The sequence below is a fragment of the Streptomyces sp. NPDC107521 genome, assembly GCF_055598485.1.
Map to the genome: position 1 here is coordinate 182,801 of NZ_JBVKAT010000012.1, position 18,489 is coordinate 201,289.

21 protein-coding genes are annotated in these 18,489 nt (G+C 74.1%); 19 read left to right on the forward strand and 2 right to left on the reverse strand.

The annotated features are described in order from the left end of the window. Positions 1-135: 135 nt before the first annotated feature. Positions 136-768 (reverse strand): hypothetical protein, encoded by a 633-nt coding sequence (locus ACZ7LB_RS19685; RefSeq protein ID WP_471469739.1) that lies wholly within the window; start codon positions 766-768, stop codon positions 136-138. A 564-nt stretch (positions 769-1,332) separates the two neighbouring features. Between ACZ7LB_RS19685 and ACZ7LB_RS19690 the strand changes: the two genes are divergently transcribed. The 17 genes from ACZ7LB_RS19690 to ACZ7LB_RS19770 all read left to right on the forward strand — a co-directional run bounded on the left by ACZ7LB_RS19690 (position 1,333) and on the right by ACZ7LB_RS19770 (position 15,127). Next, entirely contained in the window at positions 1,333-1,929 is a 597-nt protein-coding gene (locus ACZ7LB_RS19690; protein ID WP_471469741.1) for a hypothetical protein, read from the forward strand. Positions 1,930-2,200: 271 nt separating this feature from the next. Further along, on the forward strand, positions 2,201-2,629 hold the full coding sequence (rpsP, locus tag ACZ7LB_RS19695; RefSeq protein ID WP_471469742.1) for a 30S ribosomal protein S16: 429 nt from the start codon (positions 2,201-2,203) through the stop codon (positions 2,627-2,629). Positions 2,630-2,631: 2 nt separating this feature from the next. Continuing rightward, positions 2,632-2,871 (forward strand): RNA-binding protein, encoded by a 240-nt coding sequence (locus ACZ7LB_RS19700; protein ID WP_003973401.1) that lies wholly within the window; start codon positions 2,632-2,634, stop codon positions 2,869-2,871. Positions 2,872-2,957: 86 nt separating this feature from the next. Then, positions 2,958-3,599, forward strand: coding sequence for a ribosome maturation factor RimM (gene rimM / locus ACZ7LB_RS19705; protein ID WP_471469744.1), 642 nt, complete (start codon positions 2,958-2,960; stop codon positions 3,597-3,599). Continuing rightward, positions 3,599-4,432: a tRNA (guanosine(37)-N1)-methyltransferase TrmD gene (gene trmD, locus ACZ7LB_RS19710; RefSeq protein WP_471469746.1), complete on the forward strand. Its 834-nt coding sequence runs from the start codon at positions 3,599-3,601 to the stop codon at positions 4,430-4,432. The genes rimM and trmD overlap by 1 nt, the downstream gene beginning before the upstream one ends. A 136-nt stretch (positions 4,433-4,568) precedes the next feature. Further along, the gene (gene rplS / locus ACZ7LB_RS19715) at positions 4,569-4,919 is read left to right on the forward strand and encodes a 50S ribosomal protein L19 (protein ID WP_161225563.1); all 351 of its coding nucleotides are present in this window, start codon (positions 4,569-4,571) and stop codon (positions 4,917-4,919) included. Positions 4,920-4,964: 45 nt separating this feature from the next. Beyond that, the gene (lepB, locus tag ACZ7LB_RS19720) at positions 4,965-5,687 is read left to right on the forward strand and encodes a signal peptidase I (protein ID WP_471469748.1); all 723 of its coding nucleotides are present in this window, start codon (positions 4,965-4,967) and stop codon (positions 5,685-5,687) included. Next, positions 5,680-6,888, forward strand: coding sequence for a signal peptidase I (gene lepB / locus ACZ7LB_RS19725; RefSeq protein ID WP_471469749.1), 1,209 nt, complete (start codon positions 5,680-5,682; stop codon positions 6,886-6,888). The genes lepB (ACZ7LB_RS19720) and lepB (ACZ7LB_RS19725) overlap by 8 nt, the downstream gene beginning before the upstream one ends. Further along, positions 6,809-7,663 carry a signal peptidase I gene (gene lepB, locus ACZ7LB_RS19730; protein WP_471469751.1) on the forward strand — a complete coding sequence of 285 codons (855 nt, stop codon included), beginning with the start codon at positions 6,809-6,811 and terminating at the stop codon, positions 7,661-7,663. The genes lepB (ACZ7LB_RS19725) and lepB (ACZ7LB_RS19730) overlap by 80 nt, the downstream gene beginning before the upstream one ends. A gap of 345 nt (positions 7,664-8,008) precedes the next feature. Then, complete coding sequence (lepB, locus tag ACZ7LB_RS19735) at positions 8,009-8,782, forward strand: signal peptidase I (RefSeq protein WP_471469753.1); 774 nt, start codon at positions 8,009-8,011, stop codon at positions 8,780-8,782. Beyond that, a complete protein-coding gene (locus ACZ7LB_RS19740) occupies positions 8,772-9,299 on the forward strand; it encodes an NUDIX hydrolase (protein WP_471469755.1) in 528 nt (175 codons plus the stop codon). Before lepB (ACZ7LB_RS19735) ends, ACZ7LB_RS19740 begins: the two co-directional genes overlap by 11 nt. A 56-nt stretch (positions 9,300-9,355) precedes the next feature. After that, complete coding sequence (locus ACZ7LB_RS19745; RefSeq protein WP_161225568.1) at positions 9,356-9,664, forward strand: DUF2469 domain-containing protein; 309 nt, start codon at positions 9,356-9,358, stop codon at positions 9,662-9,664. Positions 9,665-10,075: 411 nt separating this feature from the next. After that, entirely contained in the window at positions 10,076-10,438 is a 363-nt protein-coding gene (locus tag ACZ7LB_RS19750; RefSeq protein ID WP_265296245.1) for a YraN family protein, read from the forward strand. After that, positions 10,438-12,063 (forward strand): YifB family Mg chelatase-like AAA ATPase, encoded by a 1,626-nt coding sequence (locus tag ACZ7LB_RS19755; protein ID WP_471469756.1) that lies wholly within the window; start codon positions 10,438-10,440, stop codon positions 12,061-12,063. Before ACZ7LB_RS19750 ends, ACZ7LB_RS19755 begins: the two co-directional genes overlap by 1 nt. Then, positions 12,060-13,361 (forward strand): DNA-processing protein DprA, encoded by a 1,302-nt coding sequence (gene dprA / locus ACZ7LB_RS19760; RefSeq protein WP_471469757.1) that lies wholly within the window; start codon positions 12,060-12,062, stop codon positions 13,359-13,361. The genes ACZ7LB_RS19755 and dprA overlap by 4 nt, the downstream gene beginning before the upstream one ends. Before the next feature lie 273 nt (positions 13,362-13,634). Continuing rightward, on the forward strand, positions 13,635-14,477 hold the full coding sequence (gene whiG, locus ACZ7LB_RS19765) for an RNA polymerase sigma factor WhiG (RefSeq protein WP_471469758.1): 843 nt from the start codon (positions 13,635-13,637) through the stop codon (positions 14,475-14,477). Between the two features lie 92 nt (positions 14,478-14,569). Next, on the forward strand, positions 14,570-15,127 hold the full coding sequence (locus ACZ7LB_RS19770; RefSeq protein WP_161225576.1) for a TetR/AcrR family transcriptional regulator: 558 nt from the start codon (positions 14,570-14,572) through the stop codon (positions 15,125-15,127). A gap of 62 nt (positions 15,128-15,189) precedes the next feature. On the opposite strand, the gene ACZ7LB_RS19775 is transcribed toward ACZ7LB_RS19770, so the two are convergent. Continuing rightward, positions 15,190-15,711, reverse strand: coding sequence for a peptidoglycan DD-metalloendopeptidase family protein (locus tag ACZ7LB_RS19775; protein ID WP_471469760.1), 522 nt, complete (start codon positions 15,709-15,711; stop codon positions 15,190-15,192). 865 nt (positions 15,712-16,576) lie between these two features. Here ACZ7LB_RS19775 and rpsB point away from each other — a divergent pair. Continuing rightward, positions 16,577-17,491, forward strand: a complete 915-nt coding sequence (rpsB, locus tag ACZ7LB_RS19780) for a 30S ribosomal protein S2 (RefSeq protein ID WP_471469762.1) — start codon at positions 16,577-16,579, stop codon at positions 17,489-17,491. Between the two features lie 83 nt (positions 17,492-17,574). Then, the gene (gene tsf / locus ACZ7LB_RS19785; RefSeq protein WP_471469764.1) at positions 17,575-18,420 is read left to right on the forward strand and encodes a translation elongation factor Ts; all 846 of its coding nucleotides are present in this window, start codon (positions 17,575-17,577) and stop codon (positions 18,418-18,420) included. Positions 18,421-18,489 lie beyond the last annotated feature (69 nt).

Genomic DNA, 18,489 nt, shown 5'->3' on the forward strand with positions numbered 1-18,489 from the left:
AGGGTGCCGTCGGCGGGGTCGGCGGGGTCGGCGGAGGCGGGGTCGTTCGGGTCGGCCGGGGCTGCCGGGCGGCCGGGCCGGGCGGCCGTGCGCACCCCCCGTGCCCACGGTCCCCGGCCCGGCCGGGACCTCGGCTCAGCCCTGCGGGAAGGTCCAGACGAAGGGGTTCCCGCCCTCGTCCGACCAGTGGACCTCGATGCTCCCCGCGTCCGCCGGGACGAGGTACGCGGCGCAGAAGACATGGCTCTCGTCCCGTTCCCAGCCCGTCACCCCGTAGGGGTCCTCGCAGCCCGGGGCGGACCCGGGGGCCCCGGCGAGGAGGCCGCCGCGCTCCCCGTCGGCGAACACGGCGGTGGTGTCCCGCACCCCGGGGACGGCGGTGAGCGGCGGTCCCGCGCGGTGGGTGTAGCGGACGTACGCCACCGCGAGCACCCTGCCCCGGGCGTCCGCGGGATCGGCCACCGCCTCCGCGGCCGCGGCCGGGCCGCCCACCTCGACCCGCTGGGCCAGGACCTCGTAGGTGACCCGGCCCGGCGCCTCGACGACGGCGCCGGTGACGCTCTCGCCCTGGGCGGGGCGCCCCCCGGAGGCGGGGGGCGGGGCCTCCTGGGCCGACACCCGCGCGTCGCCGGTGCCCCGCGCGTCGTCGTCCCCGCCGCCGCAGGCGCTCAGAGCCAGTGCGAGGGCCAGGGCCAGGGCCAGGGCCAGGGCGGGGGCGGGGGCGCCGGCGGGTGCGGCGCGACGGGGCGCGGTCGGGTGGTGCGGCACGGCGGCTCCTGTGTGCGGATGTGTCCTGCCCGGGACGGTGGATCACCCTAGAGGAAGGGCCCGGAGGGCGGGGCCGCGCCGGGTGAACGGCGGCGGAACCGGCCCGGCGGCCCCGGCCGCGCCGCCCGGAGGCCCGGGGCCGGGCGGAATCCCTCTTTCCGGAAAAACGGGGAGGACCCGGTGCCGGACGCCGGGGGCGCACCGGGTAACGTCGCGGAAACCGTTTCCGCAGCCGCACCGTCCGACGGGACGGGCGGACCGTCACCGGCCGGTCGGCGGCGGGGCCTCCGGCGCCGGCCGGACGGAGCCCCGCGGATCCGGCCGACGCGTGGCCGAAAGACCCCTTGCGCCCCCGGCGCACTCCGTGCCCCGGCGCGCGAACGGGTGGGACGCACCGGCGCCTACGTCTCGGTACGCACCGGCTTGCCACGAGCTGCGCCGCTTCTCCGCAGATCAGCGCACCCGCCCGCGTCGTGACCCAACAGGGGCAACTGACGGGTACGGGCAAATTATTTGGGATGCCCGGAATAGGAACACAGGGGCACCCCGGCTCGTTGTCATTACGTGAGCACGACACCACCTGTACTCGCCGCAGAGCTGGCGCAGGCGTGGGCCGACATTCAGCGGCACCACCCCGAGCTGCCCGATCTTGCCGCCCCCGAGTCCCTGATCGGAGAGTCGTCGTCCGCCTGCGGGCACGAACTCTCCTTCGAACGACTGCTCCATGAGGCAGTCCACGGCATCGCCGCCGCCCGCGGAGTGCGTGACACCTCCCGCGCCGGCCGCTACCACAACCGACGCTTCCTCGCGATCGCCGAGGAGCTGGGCCTGGACCATCCCGAGGAGCCGCATCCCAGCAGCGGCTTCTCACTGGTCACCCTCAGTTCCGACGCGAAGCGCCGCTACCGCCCGACGATCGAGCGCCTCCAGCGCGCGCTCAAGGCCCACTCCGCGGCCACCGCGGCCGACTCGGCCCGCAGCTTCCGCGGTCCGGCCGCCCGCCACGGCTCCTCCGGCGGCGGGGTCCGGGTGAAGGCGGTCTGCGACTGCGGCCGCAACGTGCGGGTCGTCCCGTCGGTCCTCGCCCAGGCGCCCATCGTGTGCGGCGGGTGCGGCAAGCCGTTCCGCATCCCGGAGGTGGTCGGCGCCGGGGTGGGCTGACGATCCGGCTGCTCGTGGCAGCCGGATCGCGGTGTCTCCGGCCCGAGCGGCGCCCGGACGGCCGGAAACGGCCCCCGGGTGCCGCTTCCCCCTGCCCGGGGCCCCGGCCGGGACGACCCGGCGGGTGTGGCACAATGGCTAGCTGTACTCGACAGTCGCACAGGACCCCTCTCTCCTCCGGCTGACGCGTCCATCGGGCACTCGGGTACCGCAACCCCACGCGGCACATCCGTCGTGCCCAACCACGTCAAAAACAGGAGAGTCCACTCCCGTGGCAGTCAAGATCAAGCTGAAGCGTCTGGGCAAGATCCGTTCGCCCCACTACCGCATCGTCGTCGCCGACTCCCGTACCCGCCGTGACGGCCGGGCCATCGAGGAGATCGGCAAGTACCACCCGACGTACAACCCGTCGGTGATGGAGGTCGACGCGGACCGCGTGGCGTACTGGCTCCGTGTCGGCGCCCAGCCCACCGAGCCCGTCCTCGCCATCCTGAAGAAGACCGGCGACTGGCAGAAGTTCAAGGGCGAGCCCGCCCCCGCGCCGCTGCTCCAGCGCGCCGAGAAGCCGGCCCGTCCGTCCTTCGAGGCGCTCGGCGGCGACGCCGACGGCAAGGGCGAGGCCATCACCCAGAAGAAGAAGACCGACAAGAAGGACGAGGCCGCCGCCGAGTCCGCCGCGTCTGAGTCGACCGAGGCCTGAGCGTGCTTGAGGAGGCTCTGGAGCACCTCGTGAAAGGCATCGTCGACAACCCCGACGATGTGCAGGTCGCCTCGCGCAACCTGCGCCGCGGGCGTGTGCTGGAGGTCCGGGTCCACCCGGACGACCTCGGCAAGGTGATCGGCCGCAACGGCCGCACCGCACGCGCTCTGCGCACCGTCGTGGGTGCCATCGGCGGACGCGGCGTCCGGGTCGACCTCGTCGACGTGGACCACGTCCGCTGACGCTTCGCACCGCAGCACCGGCTCGGGCCGGGGAGGGCCACAGGGCCGTCCCCGGCCCGCAGTCGTACGACAGGAGAGCAAGCACAGTGCAGCTGGTAGTAGCGCGCATCGGCCGCGCCCACGGCATCAGGGGCGAGGTGACCGTCGAGGTCCGCACCGACGAACCGGAGCTGCGGCTCGGGCCCGGCGCCGTCCTCGCCACCGACCCCGCCTCCGCCGGGCCGCTGACCATCGAGACCGGCCGGGTGCACAGCGGCCGGCTCCTGCTGCGCTTCGCGGGCGTCCACGACCGCACCGGCGCCGAGGCGCTGCGCAACATCCTCCTCATCGCCGACGTCGACCCCGACGAGCGGCCCGAGGACGAGGACGAGTACTACGACCACCAGCTCATGGACCTCGACGTGGTGACCGCGGACGGCACCGAGGTCGGCCGGATCACCGAGATCTCGCACCTGCCCTCCCAGGACCTCTTCGTGGTGGAGCGGCCCGACGGCAGCGAGGTCTACGTGCCGTTCGTCTCCGAGATCGTCACCGCCATCGACCTCGACGCCCAGCGCGCCGTCATCGACCCGCCGCCCGGCCTGATCGACGACCGCGCCGAGATCGCCTCCGCGCGGACGCCGGACGGACCGGGGGAGCGGACGGCGGCGGACGGGCCGGAGCAGCCGGACGGACCGGCCGGGCCGGGCGGGGCCGGGGCACCGGGCGGGCCGGAGGCGCGGGCGTAATGCGGCTCGACGTCGTCACGATCTTCCCCGAGTACCTCGAACCGCTGAACGTCTCCCTCGTCGGCAAGGCCCGCGCCCGCGGCCGGCTCGACGTCCGGGTGCACGACCTGCGCGCATGGACCCACGACCGGCACAACACCGTCGACGACACCCCGTACGGCGGCGGCCCCGGCATGGTCATGAAGACCGGGCCCTGGGGCGAGGCCCTCGACACCGTCCTCGCCGACGGCTACGAGACGGGCGCCGGCGGACCCGCCCTCGTCGTCCCCACCCCCAGCGGCCGTCCCTTCACCCAGGAGCTCGCCCTCCACCTCTCCGGGCACCCCTGGCTGATCTTCACCCCGGCCCGCTACGAGGGCATCGACCGCCGGGTCGTCGACGAGTACGCCACCCGGATGCCTGTGTACGAGGTGTCCATCGGCGACTACGTCCTCGCCGGCGGCGAGGCGGCCGTCCTGGTCATCACCGAGGCCGTGGCCCGGCTGCTGCCCGGCGTCCTCGGCAACGCCGAGTCCCACCGGGACGACTCCTTCGCCCCCGGCGCCATGGCCGGCCTCCTGGAGGGGCCCGTCTACACCAAGCCGCCCGTGTGGCGCGACCGGGACATCCCCGAGGTGCTGCTCAGCGGCCACCACGGCAGGATCGCCCGCTGGCGCCGTGACGAGACCCTGCGCCGCACCACCGTCAACCGGCCCGACCTGATCGAGCGCTGCGCCCCCGGCACGCTCGACAAGAAGGACCGCGAGATGCTCTCCATCCTGGGCTGGAGCCCCGACCCGGACGGGGAGCCGTACGGCCGATTTTGGCGCAGGACCGACGGCGTGGAAGAATAGGCCGCTGTTGTGTGCCGGTCCGGCGTGCGCCCCTGCCACGGGGGGAGACGACGTCCGCCCCGATCCGCACAGCACATCCGACCGTATGACTAGTTTCCGTTGATGACCTGTGGCATCAGCGAGGAAAGCAGAAGACATGTCCCACCTGCTCGACACCGTCGACGCCGCGTCGCTGCGCAGCGACGTCCCGGCCTTCCGCCCCGGCGACACCGTCAACGTGCACGTCCGCGTCATCGAGGGCAACCGCTCCCGTGTGCAGCAGTTCAAGGGCGTCGTGATCCGCCGCCAGGGCTCCGGCGTCCGTGAGACCTTCACGGTCCGCAAGGTCTCCTTCTCCGTCGGCGTCGAGCGCACCTTCCCGGTGCACACCCCGATCGTCGAGAAGATCGAGCTGGTCACCCGCGGTGACGTCCGCCGCGCCAAGCTCTACTACCTGCGCGAGCTTCGCGGCAAGGCCGCGAAGATCAAGGAGAAGCGCGAGAGCTGAGCGCGCCGGAGCGTCCGGTTCGGGGCCCGATAGCATCGGGCCCCGATGGACACCGAAGCACAGCAAACGGAGCGCGACCGCTCCTCCCGCCCCGTCCCGGCCGAGCACCGCTCGGACCGGGGGGGCCCGGAGGCGCGGTCGCGTTCCGCGTTCTCCGGCCGGATCCGGGAATGGGTGCCCGGCGGCCGGATCACCGTCGCCCTGCTCGCCGCGATGGTCTGCCTCCTGCTGCTGACCACCTTCGTCCTGCGGCCCTTCCAGATCCCCAGCGGCTCCATGGAACCCGGGCTGAGGATCGGCGACCGGGTCCTCGTCAACAAGGTCGCCTACCGCTTCGGGAGCACCCCGCGCCGCGGCGACATCGTCGTCTTCGACGGCACCGGGCGCTTCGGCGCCGGTGACTACATCAAACGCGTCGTCGGCGTCGGCGGTGACCGGGTGATCTGCTGCGACCGCGACGGCAGGCTCCGGATCAACGGCCGGTCCACCGACGAGTCGGCCTTCCTGCACCCCGGCGACAGCCCGTCCGACGCGCGCTTCGACGTCGTCGTGCCCGACGGCAGCCTCTTCGTCCTCGGCGACCACCGCGCCGCCTCCAGCGACTCCCGCGACCACCTCGGCTCACCCGGCGGCGGCATGGTGCCGGTGGACTCCGTCATCGGCCGCGCCGACTGGATCGTCTGGCCCTTCGGACACGCCACCGGCCTCGACCGCCCCGACGCCTACGCGCGGGTGCCCGGGCCCGCCGACCGGAGCGGGAATGGGTAGCCGGGGCCGCCCGCGCCGCGCCCCCGCCCCGACCGGGCGGACACCGGCGCCGGGCGCGCGCTGGCACAGCGAGACCCCGGCCGACGGCCGCACCCGCGCCGAACGCCGCAGGCTCCAGCGCAAGGTCAGACGCCGCCGACGGCGCGGAGCGGTCCGGGAGATCCCCCTCTTCCTCGGCGTCGCCGTGCTCATGGCCCTGATCCTGAAGACCTTCCTCGTCCAGGCCTTCGTGATCCCCTCCGGCTCCATGGAACAGACGATCCGGATCGGCGACCGCGTCCTCGTGGACAAGCTCACCCCCTGGTTCGGGTCCGAGCCCCGGCGCGGCGACGTCGTCGTCTTCCGCGACCCCGGCGGCTGGCTCGGCGGCGAGGGGCCCTCCGGCGGCGACGACGACCCCGTCGTCGTCCGGCAGATCAAGCAGGGCCTCACCTTCATCGGACTGCTGCCCTCCGACGACGAACAGGACCTCATCAAACGCGTCGTCGGCGTCGGCGGCGACCACGTCCGGTGCTGCGACGAACGGGGCCGGATCACCGTCAACGGCGTCCCCCTGGACGAGGACTACCTGTACCCGGGCGACGCGCCCTCCCAGACCCCCTTCGACGTCGTCGTCCCCGAGGGGCGGCTGTGGGTGATGGGCGACCACCGGTCCAATTCGGCCGACTCCCGCGCCCACCAGGGCGCCGACTCGGGCACCGTCCCCGTCGACGGCGTGGTGGGCCGGGCCGTCGTCGTGGCCTGGCCGTTCGGCCACTGGAGGACCCTGGGCGAACGGGACGCCTTCGCCTCCGTGGCCGACGCGGGCGCCGCCTCGACGGCCGCCCCCGCCCCGTCGCATAGGGTTGCCCCCTACCATCGGAACGCGCTCCACCGGAACGCGACGAATCGACTCCCGATCCCTGCGGAACTCCCGCTCGTTATGGGAGTGGTGGGCCTGCACCGCGTACGGGGCGGGCGGCGGCAGAGAGTGAGGAGTTGGCGTGGGGGATGTGGCGGTTGGCGCACGGTCCGGACACGACGGCGAAGAGGACCGCGAACGCCCTGCGCACGCGTCCGGCCCGGTGACGGACGGCGCCCCGGCCCCGGGGAACGCCCCCGGGACCCTCGAGGACGGCAGTGTGACGGACGAACAGCACGACGGACCCGACGGCGACGGGACACCGGGGAGGACCCGCGGGAAGAAACCGCCCCGCGGTGACGCACCGCGCTCCTTCTGGAAGGAGCTCCCGATCCTCATCGGCATCGCGCTGGTGCTCGCGCTGCTGATCAAGACCTTCCTGGTGCAGGCGTTCTCCATCCCGTCCGCGTCGATGCAGAACACCCTCACCATCGGCGACCGGGTCCTGGTCGACAAGCTCACCCCGTGGTTCGGCTCGGAGCCCGAGCGCGGCGAGGTCATCGTCTTCCACGACCCCGACCAGTGGCTGGCGGGCGAGCCCACGCCCGACCAGAACGGGCTGCAGACCTTCCTGAGCTGGATCGGCCTGATGCCGTCGGCCGACGAGAAGGACCTGATCAAGCGGGTCATCGGGGTCGGCGGCGACACCGTCGAGTGCAACAAGACCGGCCCGCTGAAGGTCAACGGCGTCGCCCTCGACGAGCCCTACGTCTACGCCGGCAACACCCCGTGCAGTGTCGACGACCAGGGCGGCCAGTTCAAGGTGAAGGTCCCCGACGGCTTCCTCTGGGTCATGGGCGACCACCGGCAGAACTCGGCCGACTCCCGCTACAACCAGGCCGACAAGTACAGCGGCATGGTCCCGGTCAAGGAGGTCGTCGGCCGCGCCGTCGTCGTCGCCTGGCCCATCGGCCACTGGAGCACCCTGCCGGTCCCCGACACCTTCGACCAGCCCGGGCTCAAGGACCGGGCCGCCGCGGCCGCGCTGACCGTCGCCCCGCAGGGCCTCGCCCTCGCCGGAGTGGTCCCGGTCGTCTGGTGGCGCCGCCGCAAGGGCCCGGCCGTCACCCGCTGACCCGCCCGGGGCGGCGCCCTGCCCCTCCGGGCGGGGAACGGTCCGGCATCCCCGCGGCCCGCGCCGTCCGCATCCCCGCGGTCCGGCAGCCCGTGCACCGGACCGCCCGGTCGCCCGGCCGCCCCGCGGTCCGGCAGCCCGTCCGGTCGTCCGCGCCCCGCGATCCGGGGCCGCCCCCTGAGCCGTGGCGGCCCCCCGCCGCCGCAGCGCGCGCCCCGGCCTCCGGGAGCCGCCACGCGATCCCGGGCCGCCGGCCGCCCCCGGCCCCGGCCGCCGGTCCCGGCGGTGGCCCATGAACCCGAAGGGGCTGCCCGGCCCCGGTACCGACGGGTAGGGTGCGGGTCCATGGGTGGCGAGAGCACGACGGAGACGGCGTCGCGAGGCGGCGGCACGCACGGGAACCCGGCCGGGAGCCGGACCGGGCGGCGGCTCTCCGGACTGGCCGTCGCACTGGGCCTCGCCCTCTTCCTCGGCGGCTTCGTCTGGGGCGCCGTCGTCTACCAGCCCTACACCGTCCCGACCAGCTCGATGGCGCCGACCATCGACGCCGGCGACCGCGTCCTGGCCCAGCGCGTCGACGGCACCGAGGTCCGCCGCGGCGACGTGGTCGTCTTCCAGGACACCACCTGGGCCAACGTGCCCATGGTCAAGCGCGTCGTCGCCGTCGGCGGCGACACCGTCTCCTGCTGCCGCGAGGGCAGGCTGGAGGTCAACGGCAGGGCCGTCGAGGAGACCTACCTGCCCGCCGGACGGCCCGCCGAGATCACCGGCTTCCCCACCGTGACCGTGCCCGAAGGACGCCTCTTCCTCCTCGGCGACGAACGCGGCAACTCCGTGGACTCCACCGCCCACCTCACCGACGCCGCCGTCGGCACCGTCGCCCGGGACGCCGTCGACGCCCGCGTGGACGCCGTGGTCTGGCCCATGAAAGGCATGCTGGAACGGCCGGGCGGCTTCGCCGCGCTCGGCGGCCTCTCCCCGCCCGGACCGCTGCGCACCGTCGTGGCCCTGATCGCCGCCGGCGCCGTGCTGATCCTCGCCGGCGCCGCCCACGGCCCGGTCGCCCGGCGCGCCGCCGCCCGCGCCCGGACCGGGACGGAGCCCGGCCGTGCCGCCTGAACCGCTCCCCGCCGGGGCCGACGACGACTACCGGGGCGGACTGCGCCGGGTCGCCCGCGTGGTCCTCCTCGACCCGCACGACCGCATCCTCCTGCTCCACGGCCACGAACCGGACGACCCCGCCGACGACTGGTGGTTCACCCCCGGCGGCGGCCTGGAGGGCGACGAGACCCACGAACAGGCCGCCCGCCGCGAACTGGCCGAGGAGACCGGCATCACCGACGCCGCGTTCGGCCCCGTGCTGTGGCGGCGCCGCTGCTCCTTCCCGTTCGCCGGACGCCGCTGGGACCAGGACGAGTGGTACTACCTCGCCCGCACCACCCGGACCGAGACCCGGCCCACCGCGCTGACCGAACTGGAGCGGCGCAGCGTCGCCGGAGCCCGCTGGTGGACGTGTCGGGAATTGACCCGGGCACATGAGACGGTGTATCCGACCAGACTCGCCGGGCTGCTGCGCACGCTGCTCGACGAAGGTCCTCCGGCCGGCCCGCTGACCCTGGACACCGAAATCGTCTAGGGGCCCAGTGGGCTGGCGCACAATGGGGGGACCGCACGGCTGAAGGGGAACATGCCATGAGCGCCGAGGACCTCGAGAAGTACGAGACCGAGATGGAGCTGAAGCTCTACCGGGAGTACCGCGATGTCGTCGGACTGTTCACATACGTGATCGAGACCGAGCGGCGCTTCTACCTCACCAACGACTACGAGATGCAGGTGCACTCGGTCCAGGGCGAGGTGTTCTTCGAGGTCACCATGGCCGACGCCTGGGTGTGGGACATGTACCGCCCGGCCCGGTTCGTGAAGCAGGTGCGGGTCCTGACGTTCAAGGACGTCAACATCGAGGAGCTGAACAAGAGCGATCTGGAGCTGCCCGGCGGGTGACGCGGGGCGGCGCACCGGGGCGTGGGTCCGGCGGCGCCGGGGCGGGGTGCGGACACGGGTGACGGTGGTGCGCCTGCCGGTGGGGCGCCGATGCCGCCGCCGTCGGCGCGGGCGGCATGGCGGTGACCGGCATGCTGCCGGTGGCGCGGTGGCGCGGTGGCGCGGTGGCGCGGTGGCGCGGTGGCGCGGTGGCGCGGTGGCGCGGTGCGGCTGTGTGAGGTGCCGGCCGGGGGCGGCACCGTCGGTGCCGCCACCTGACCGGGCCGGTCCTCGCGGCGCCCGGGATTCCCTCGGAAGAGGGTGAGAATCACCCGGAGGAGTGGCGGAGTTTTCCACAACCCGCCCGCTGTCCACCAAGATCCACAGGCCCGCCGGAAGCCCCGCATCGTTGGCGCCGGAGGTGGTGCCGACATGAACGCACGAGGTGCCCTGGGACAGTACGGCGAGAAGCTCGCCGCCCGCCGGCTGGGCGAAGCCGGGATGACCGTGATCGACCGCAACTGGCGGTGCGGGCGGACCGGCGAGATCGACATCGTGGCCCGGGAGGGCGACACCCTCGTCGTCTGCGAGGTCAAGACCCGCAGGACGGGATGGTTCGAACACCCCATGGCCGCGGTCACCCCCGGCAAGGCGCGACGGCTGCGGCAGCTCGCCGAACGATGGATCCAGACCCACGGCGGAGCCCCGCCCGGCGGCGTCCGCATCGACCTCGTCGGCGTTCTCCTGCCCCGCCGCGGCGCCCCCGTCGTCGAGCACGCGCGGGGGGTGGCGTGATGGGATTCGCCCGCACCTGCTCCGTCGCCCTGGTCGGCGTCGAGGGCGTGCTCGTCGAGGTCCAGGCCGACCTGGAACCGGGGGTCGCGGCCTTCACCCTGGTGGGGCTGCCCGACAAGAGCCTCACCGAGAGCCGCGACCGGGTGAGGGCCGCCGTCGTCAACTCCGGCGCTGAGTGGCCCCAGAAGAAGCTCACCGTGGGGCTCAGCCCGGCCTCCGTGCCCAAGAGCGGCAGCGGCTTCGACATCGCCGTCGCCGCCGCCGTGCTCGGCGCCACCGAGCGCGTCGACCCCCGGATCCTGGCCGACATCGTGATGATCGGGGAGCTGGGCCTGGACGGCAGGGTGCGCCCGGTACGGGGCATCCTCCCGGCGGTACTGGCGGCCGCCGACGCCGGATACGAACAGGTCGTCGTGCCCGAGAGCGCCGCCGCCGAGGCGTCCCTGGTCCCCGGCGTCTCCGTCCTCGGCGTGCGCAGCCTCCGCCAGCTCATCGCCGTCCTCGCCGACGAACCGGTGCCCGAGGAGCCCCCGGACCAGCAGGGCCGCCCCGACCCGCTGCTGGCCGGACTGCGGATGCCCGGCACGGGCGCCGCCACCGGCATGTACGGCGGGGCCGCGGCACAGCACGACACCGGGCACGACCTCGCCGACGTCGTCGGCCAGACCGCCGCGCGCACCGCGCTGGAGGTCGCCGCGGCCGGCGGCCATCACCTTTTTTTGGAGGGCCCGCCCGGAGCCGGCAAGACGATGCTCGCGGAACGACTGCCCGCCGTCCTGCCCCGGCTCGACCGCGCCGCCTCCCTGGAGGTCACCGCGGTGCACTCGGTGGCCGGGCTGCTGCCCCCGGGCAAGCCCCTGATCGACACCGCGCCGTACTGCGCCCCGCACCACTCCGCCACGATGCAGGCCCTCGTCGGCGGCGGCCCGGGAGCCGCGCGGCCCGGCGCGGTCTCCCTGGCCCACCGGGGCGTGCTCTTTCTTGACGAGACCCCGGAATTCAGCGGCCGCGTCCTGGACGCCCTGCGCCAGCCGCTGGAGGCGGGCCACATCGTGATCGCGCGCAGCGCGGGCATGGTGCGCTACCCGGCGCGGTTCCTCATGGTGCTCGCCGCCAACCCGTGCCCGTGCGGGCGCTTCTCCCGCCGGGGCGAGCTGTGCGAGTGCTCCCCGGCCGCCGTCCGCCGCTACCAGGCCCGGCTCTCCGGCCCGCTGCTCGACCGGGTCGACCTGCGCGTCGAGGTGAACCGCGTCACCCGCGCCGAGCTGGCCGGCCGCGGTGGCCCCGGGGACTCCACAGCGACCGTCGCCGACCGGGTACGGGCGGCCCGGGACCGGGCGGCGGCCCGGCTCGCGGGCACCCCGTGGCGCGCCAACAGCGAGGTCCCGGGCCGGGAGCTGCGCGGCACCTGGCACCCGGCCCCCGGCGCCCTGGACGAGGCCGAGCGCTGCCTCGAACGGGGGGTCCTCACCGCCCGGGGACTCGACCGGGTCCTGCGCGTCGCCTGGACCGTGGCGGACCTCGTCGGCCACGGCCGCCCCGACGCGACGGACGTGGGGCTGGCCCTCCAGCTCCGCACCGGCGTCCCGAGGGGCGTCCCCATGGCCATCGGGGCCCCGGTATGACGGCCGACGGCGACCCGACGGGCTCGGCCGGGGCGACGGGAGCGACGGATGCCCTCGGAGCACCCGGAGCGCGGGACGGGACCGGCGCCACCGGGACCCCGTGGCGCGGCGCGCTCCCGCCCTGCGGGGGAGGAGCACCGGACCGCGACGGCGCGGCCGACGGGGAGAGGCTCGCCAGGGTCCTCCTCACCCGCGTCCTCGAACCCGGCGACGCGACCGGCGGACGATGGGTGCGCGAACGGGGAGCCCCCGATGTCGTGCGGTGCCTCCTCGGCCCCGGCCGGGCACTGCCGGGCGTCACCCGGAAGCGGTGGTCAGGGCTCCGCGCCCGCGCCGCCGCGGCCGACCCGCGGGGCGACCTGGCGACGGCCCGGGAGGCGGGCGTGCGGTTCGTCGCACCGGGCGACGCCGAATGGCCCCGCCAGCTCGACGACCTCGGCGACGCCCGGCCGCTCGGACTCTGGGTGCGCGGCCGGCCCGGCCTCCGGGTCTGGGCGCTGCGCTCCGTGGCCGTCGTCGGCGCCCGCGCCTGCACCGAGTACGGCGCCCACATGGCCGCCACCCTCGCCGCCGGCCTCGCCGAACGCGGCTGGGTCGTCGTCTCCGGCGGCGCCTACGGCGTGGACGGCGCCGCCCACCGCGGCGCCCTCGGCGCGGGCGGGGCCACCGCCGCCGTCCTCGCCTGCGGTGTCGACCGGCCCTACCCGCCCGGCCACACCGCCCTGCTCACCCGCATCGCGGAGCAGGGGCTCGTCCTGGGCGAACTGCCGCCCGGCGACCACCCCACCCCCAGCCGATTCGTCCTGCGCAACCGCGTGATCGCCGCGCTCACCCGGGGCACCGTGGTCGTCGAGGCCGCCCACCGCAGCGGCTCCCTGGTCACCGCGCGCGCCGCCGCCCGCCTCGGCAGGCACGTCATGGGCGTCCCGGGACCGGCCACCAGCGGGCTCTCCGCGGGCGTCCACGAACTGCTGCGCGGCGAGGCCGTCCTCGTCACCGACGCCGACGAGATCACCGAACTGGTCGGCGGCATGGGCGAGCTGGCCCCCGAACGGCGCGGCCCCGTCCTCCCCACCGACCTGCTGGAGGCCGGCACCCGGCAGGTACTGGCCGCGCTCCCCGCGCGGGGAGCGGTACCGGCCGCCGAGATCGCCCGCGGCGCCGGGACGGCACCGGACGACGCCGTCGCGAGACTGTACGAGCTTCGAGCACTCGGTTACGTCGAACGACACGGCGACGACTGGAAGTTGACACGCCAGACGATGATCTCCGTTCGAGGCGGCCACGATCCGCGTTGACGGAGCGTGTTCGGCCGTCCGGGGGAACCCCGACACCCTTGTGAATGACCGCAGTTGAGGTGTTCGAGTGATCATCCGGGTTGATCATCATCCTCGCTGGGGGGCGCCCAGCGGAACGTATCTGCGCACCGCTCCCGAGTGACTCTTCGCACACCGCGACGGCTCAGTCACGCTACGCTCACGAAGACCCCCCGTGAAGACAGGCGACGACCAGGCAGCGAACCGGCGGCCTCCCCAGGCGCACACATACGGCAGAACGGCACAAGGCGACGAATGCCCCAGCACACCTCCGGGTCCGACCGGGCGGCGATCCCCCCAGCCGCCCGCGACGGTGGCAGCGCGCGACCGTCCGCCCCCTCGACGCTCGACGAGCTGTGGCGGTCGTACAAGGCGACGGGGGACGGACGGCTGCGGGAACAGCTGATCCTGCACTACTCGCCCCTCGTGAAGTACGTGGCCGGCCGGGTCAGCGTCGGGCTGCCGTCCAACGTCGATCAGGCCGACTTCGTCTCCTCCGGCGTCTTCGGACTGATCGACGCCATCGAGAAGTTCGACCTCGACCGGGAGATCAAGTTCGAGACATACGCGATCACCCGCATCCGGGGCGCGATGATCGACGAACTGCGGGCCCTGGACTGGATCCCCCGCTCCGTACGACAGAAGGCTCGCAACGTCGAGCGCGCCTACGCCACCCTGGAGGCACGGCACCGGCGCACCCCCTCGGAGGGCGAGGTCGCCGCCGAGATGGGCATCGCCGTGGAGGACCTCCACGCGGTTTTCAGCCAACTCTCACTGGCCAACGTCGTCGCCCTGGAGGAGCTGCTGCACGCCGGCGGCGAGGGCGGGGACCGGCTCAGCCTCATGGACACCCTGGAGGACACCGCCGCCGACAACCCGGTGGAGGTGGCCGAGGACCGGGAACTGCGGCGGTTCCTCGCCCGGGCGATCAACACCCTGCCCGAGCGGGAGAAGACCGTCGTCACCCTCTACTACTACGAGGGGCTCACCCTCGCCGAGATCGGCCACGTACTCGGCGTCACGGAGAGCCGGGTCAGCCAGATCCACACCAAGTCCGTCCTCCAGCTACGCGCCAAGCTGGCAGGCTTCGGCCGCTGACCTGCACCGACGCCCCGCCGGACGGCCGGTGACTCCCACAGGCGGCGGCACGTCCGTACAGTGGAGACGTGCCAAGGATTCGAGCGGCCTCCGTGGCCGAGCACCGGTCGATGCAGCGTGCCGCCCTGCTGGACGCGGCACGCTCCCTGTTGTCCGACGGCGGGACGGAGGCGCTGACCTTCCCCGCCCTCGCGGAACGCACGGGCCTCGCCCGGTCGTCCGTCTACGAGTACTTCCGCTCGCGCGGGGCGGTCGTCGAGGAGCTGTGCGCCGTCGACTTCCCCGTCTGGGCCGCGGAGGTCGAGGCGGCGATGGAGAGCGCCACGACACCCGAGGGCAAGACCGAGGCATACGTCCGCAAGCAACTCGAACTCGTCGGGGACCGGCGCCACCGCGCCGTCGTGGCGATCTCCGCGAGCGAACTGGACGCCGGAGCCCGCGAGAAGATCCGCGCCGCGCACGGCGGCCTGATCGTCCTGATCGTCGAGGCCCTGGCCGACATGGGCCACACCGAACCGAGGCTCGCCGCCATGCTGCTCCAGGGCGTCGTCGACGCGGCCGTGCGCCGGCTCGAACTCGGCGCGGCGGAGGACCCGGCGGCGATCACCGAGGCGGCCGTCGCCATGGCCCTGCGAGGCGTCAGCGGCTGACCCCGCTCCACCTCCGTCAACCCCCGCCCCCTCCCGGCCGGCGCGCCGCCGCGCCACCGCCCTCAGGCGGCACCGCCGCCGGGCAGGGGCACGCCGAGCACCGGCAGCAGCCGGGCCGGGCCGCCGTTGAGCAGATACGGAGGCAGCAGGGCCAGCGGATCCAGATAGGCGCCGCCGCGCAGCAGCCCCCAGTGCACACAGCCCACGCAGTGCGGGCCCGCCGGCTCCACCCTGCCCAGCACCTCACCGGCGGCAACCGTCGCGCCCCGCTCGACCGAGGCCGTGACCGGCCCGAAGGTCGTGCGCAACGGCGGTTCACCGGTCCGGGCCAGCTCCAGCGAGACCACGCCGTACCCCGCCACCCGCCCCGCGAAGGTCACCCGCCCCGCCGCCACCGCCCGTACCGGCGCCCCCGCCGCCGCGGCCAGATCGACACCCCGGTGCCCCGGGCCGTAGGGCGTCGCCGGGGGATCCCAGCCGCGCAGCACCGGAGGGCGGGTCCCGACGGGCCAGAGCCGGGCCACCCGGGGGACCCCCTCCCCCTCCCCCCTCCCCACCCCGCCCCCCGGTCCCTCCTCCGTCACTCCCCGCGCCGCCCTCCCGGGCAGCACGGGCCGTCGAGCGGCTCCGGCCGCACCCGCCGCACCCGCCGCACCCGCCGCACCCGCCGCACCCGCCGGTCCGGCGACTCCCGCGTCCTCGGCGGCTGCCGCCGGTCCGGCGATTCCCGTGGTCGCGGCGGCTCCGGCCGCCGCGGCGCCCGCAGGCACCCCGGACTTCGCACCCGCCTCCGACTCCGCGGTCACCCACAACCCCGCAGGCGCCTCGGCCCGCGCGGGCCCCTCGGCCGTCGCCGTCAGGGCGGTCGCGCCCGCCGCGGTGATCAGCGCCACGGCCGCTCCCGCGACCGCGCCCGTCATGCCCACCGTTCGTCGCGCCCGCGCCCCCGCCGGTGCCCGGGTGCGGTCCCGCTCCAGGAACCGGAGCCTCGCGCGGGCCCGAGCCAGGAGCCGGAGCCGTTCCCGGAGCCGTTCCCGAGGCCGGGCCCGGAGCTGCTCGCGTGGCCGGGCCCGGGCCCGCAGCCATGCGCCCGCTCGCGCCCGTCCCCCTCCCCGTGCCCGCGTCCCCGCTCGCGTCCGTCCCCGTGCCGCCGTACCCGTCCGTCGCTCCGTTCGCATGGGGAAACCGTGCCGGATTCCGGCCGGGTCCGCCTGGGCCTGTGGATCAACGCGCGGTTGTGGACAACCGCGTCACCCGGTGCTCCGCGTGTCCCGTACACTTCTGGTGGCGACCCGGGTCACCGGGTCGACTTCGCACGCCCCGACACGAGGCCCTCACCGGCCGGTGTCAGCGCCCCTCGGTCCTTCGCGGCACGGCGCAACGCGGGCGTCAGGCGCGGAAACCGTCCGGTTCCCGCGGCACAACCGAGAACACCAAGGAGATACGGCCATGGCCGTCGTCACGATGCGGGAGCTGCTGGAGAGCGGCGTCCACTTCGGTCACCAGACCCGTCGCTGGAACCCGAAGATGAAGCGCTTCATCTTCACCGAGCGCAACGGCATCTACATCATCGACCTGCTCCAGTCGCTGTCGTACATCGACCGCGCCTACGAGTTCGTCAAGGAGACCGTCGCCCACGGCGGCACGGTCATGTTCGTCGGTACGAAGAAGCAGGCGCAGGAGGCCATCGCGGAGCAGGCCACCCGCGTCGGCATGCCCTTCGTCAACCAGCGCTGGCTGGGCGGCATGCTCACCAACTTCTCGACCGTCTACAAGCGTCTGCAGCGCCTCAAGGAGCTCGAGCAGATCGACTTCGAGGACGTGGCCGCCTCCGGCCTCACCAAGAAGGAGCTGCTGGTCCTCTCCCGCGAGAAGGCCAAGCTGGAGAAGACCCTCGGCGGTATCCGCGAGATGTCCAAGGTGCCCAGCGCCGTGTGGATCGTGGACACCAAGAAGGAGCACATCGCGGTCGGCGAGGCCCGGAAGCTCAACATCCCGGTCGTCGCCATCCTCGACACCAACTGCGACCCCGACGAGGTCGACTACAAGATCCCGGGCAACGACGACGCCATCCGCTCCGTCACCCTGCTCACCCGCGTGATCGCCGACGCCGTCGCCGAGGGCCTCATCTCCCGTTCCGGCGTCAACACCGGTGACAAGGGCGAGAAGGCCGCCGGCGAGCCGCTGGCCGAGTGGGAGCGCGACCTGCTCGAGGGCGAGAAGAAGGCCGACGCCGACAAGCCCGCCGAGGCGGAGGCTCCGGCCGCCGAGGCGCCCGCTGCCGAGGCCCCCGCCGAGGACGCCCCGGCCGCCGAGGCCCCGGCCGCCGAGGCCGCGCCGGCCACCGAGGCCGACCAGGCCTGACCCTCCCGTCAGCGTCGACGGCGGGAGCGGTGACACCACGACCGCTCCCGCCGTTGCGACTTCCGAGAAAGATTCACAGACTCATGGCGAACTACACCGCCGCCGACGTCAAGAAGCTTCGTGAGCTCACCGGCGCCGGCATGATGGACTGCAAGAAGGCGCTGGACGAGGCCGAGGGCAACGTCGACAAGGCCGTCGAGGCGCTCCGCATCAAGGGCCAGAAGGGCGTCGCCAAGCGCGAGGGCCGCTCGGCCGAGAACGGTGCCGTCGTCTCGATCATCGCCGACGACAACACCTCGGGCGTGCTGGTCGAGCTGAAGTGCGAGACGGACTTCGTCGCCAAGGGCGACAAGTTCCAGGGTGTGGCCGAGGCCATCGCCCAGCACGTCGCCAAGGCCGCCCCGGCCGACATCGAGGCGCTCCTCGCCTCGGAGATCGAGCCCGGCAAGACCGTGCAGGCGTACGTGGACGAGGCCAACGCGAACCTGGGCGAGAAGATCGTCCTGGACCGCTTCGCCCAGTTCTCCGACGGCTACGTCAGCGCCTACATGCACCGCACGATGCCCGACCTGCCCCCGCAGATCGGTGTCCTCGTCGAGCTGGACAAGCAGACGGACGACGCCGCCGCGGTCGCCAAGGGCATCGCCCAGCACATCGCCGCGTTCGCGCCGAAGTACCTGGCCAAGGAGGACATCCCGGCCGAGGTCATCGAGTCCGAGCGCCGCATCGCGGAGGAGACCACCCGCGCCGAGGGCAAGCCCGAGGCCGCCCTGCCGAAGATCGTCGAGGGTCGCCTCAACGGCTTCTTCAAGGACGCCACGCTGCTCGGCCAGCCGTACGCGCTGGACAACAAGAAGACCGTCCAGAAGGTCCTGGACGAGGCCGGTGTCACCCTGAAGCGCTTCGCGCGCATCAAGGTCGGCATCTGAGTCCGTACCGCGACGGACGCGCGGCCCGGTAGGGTCGACGGAAGCCGTCCGCCGTCGGTGCACGCCGCC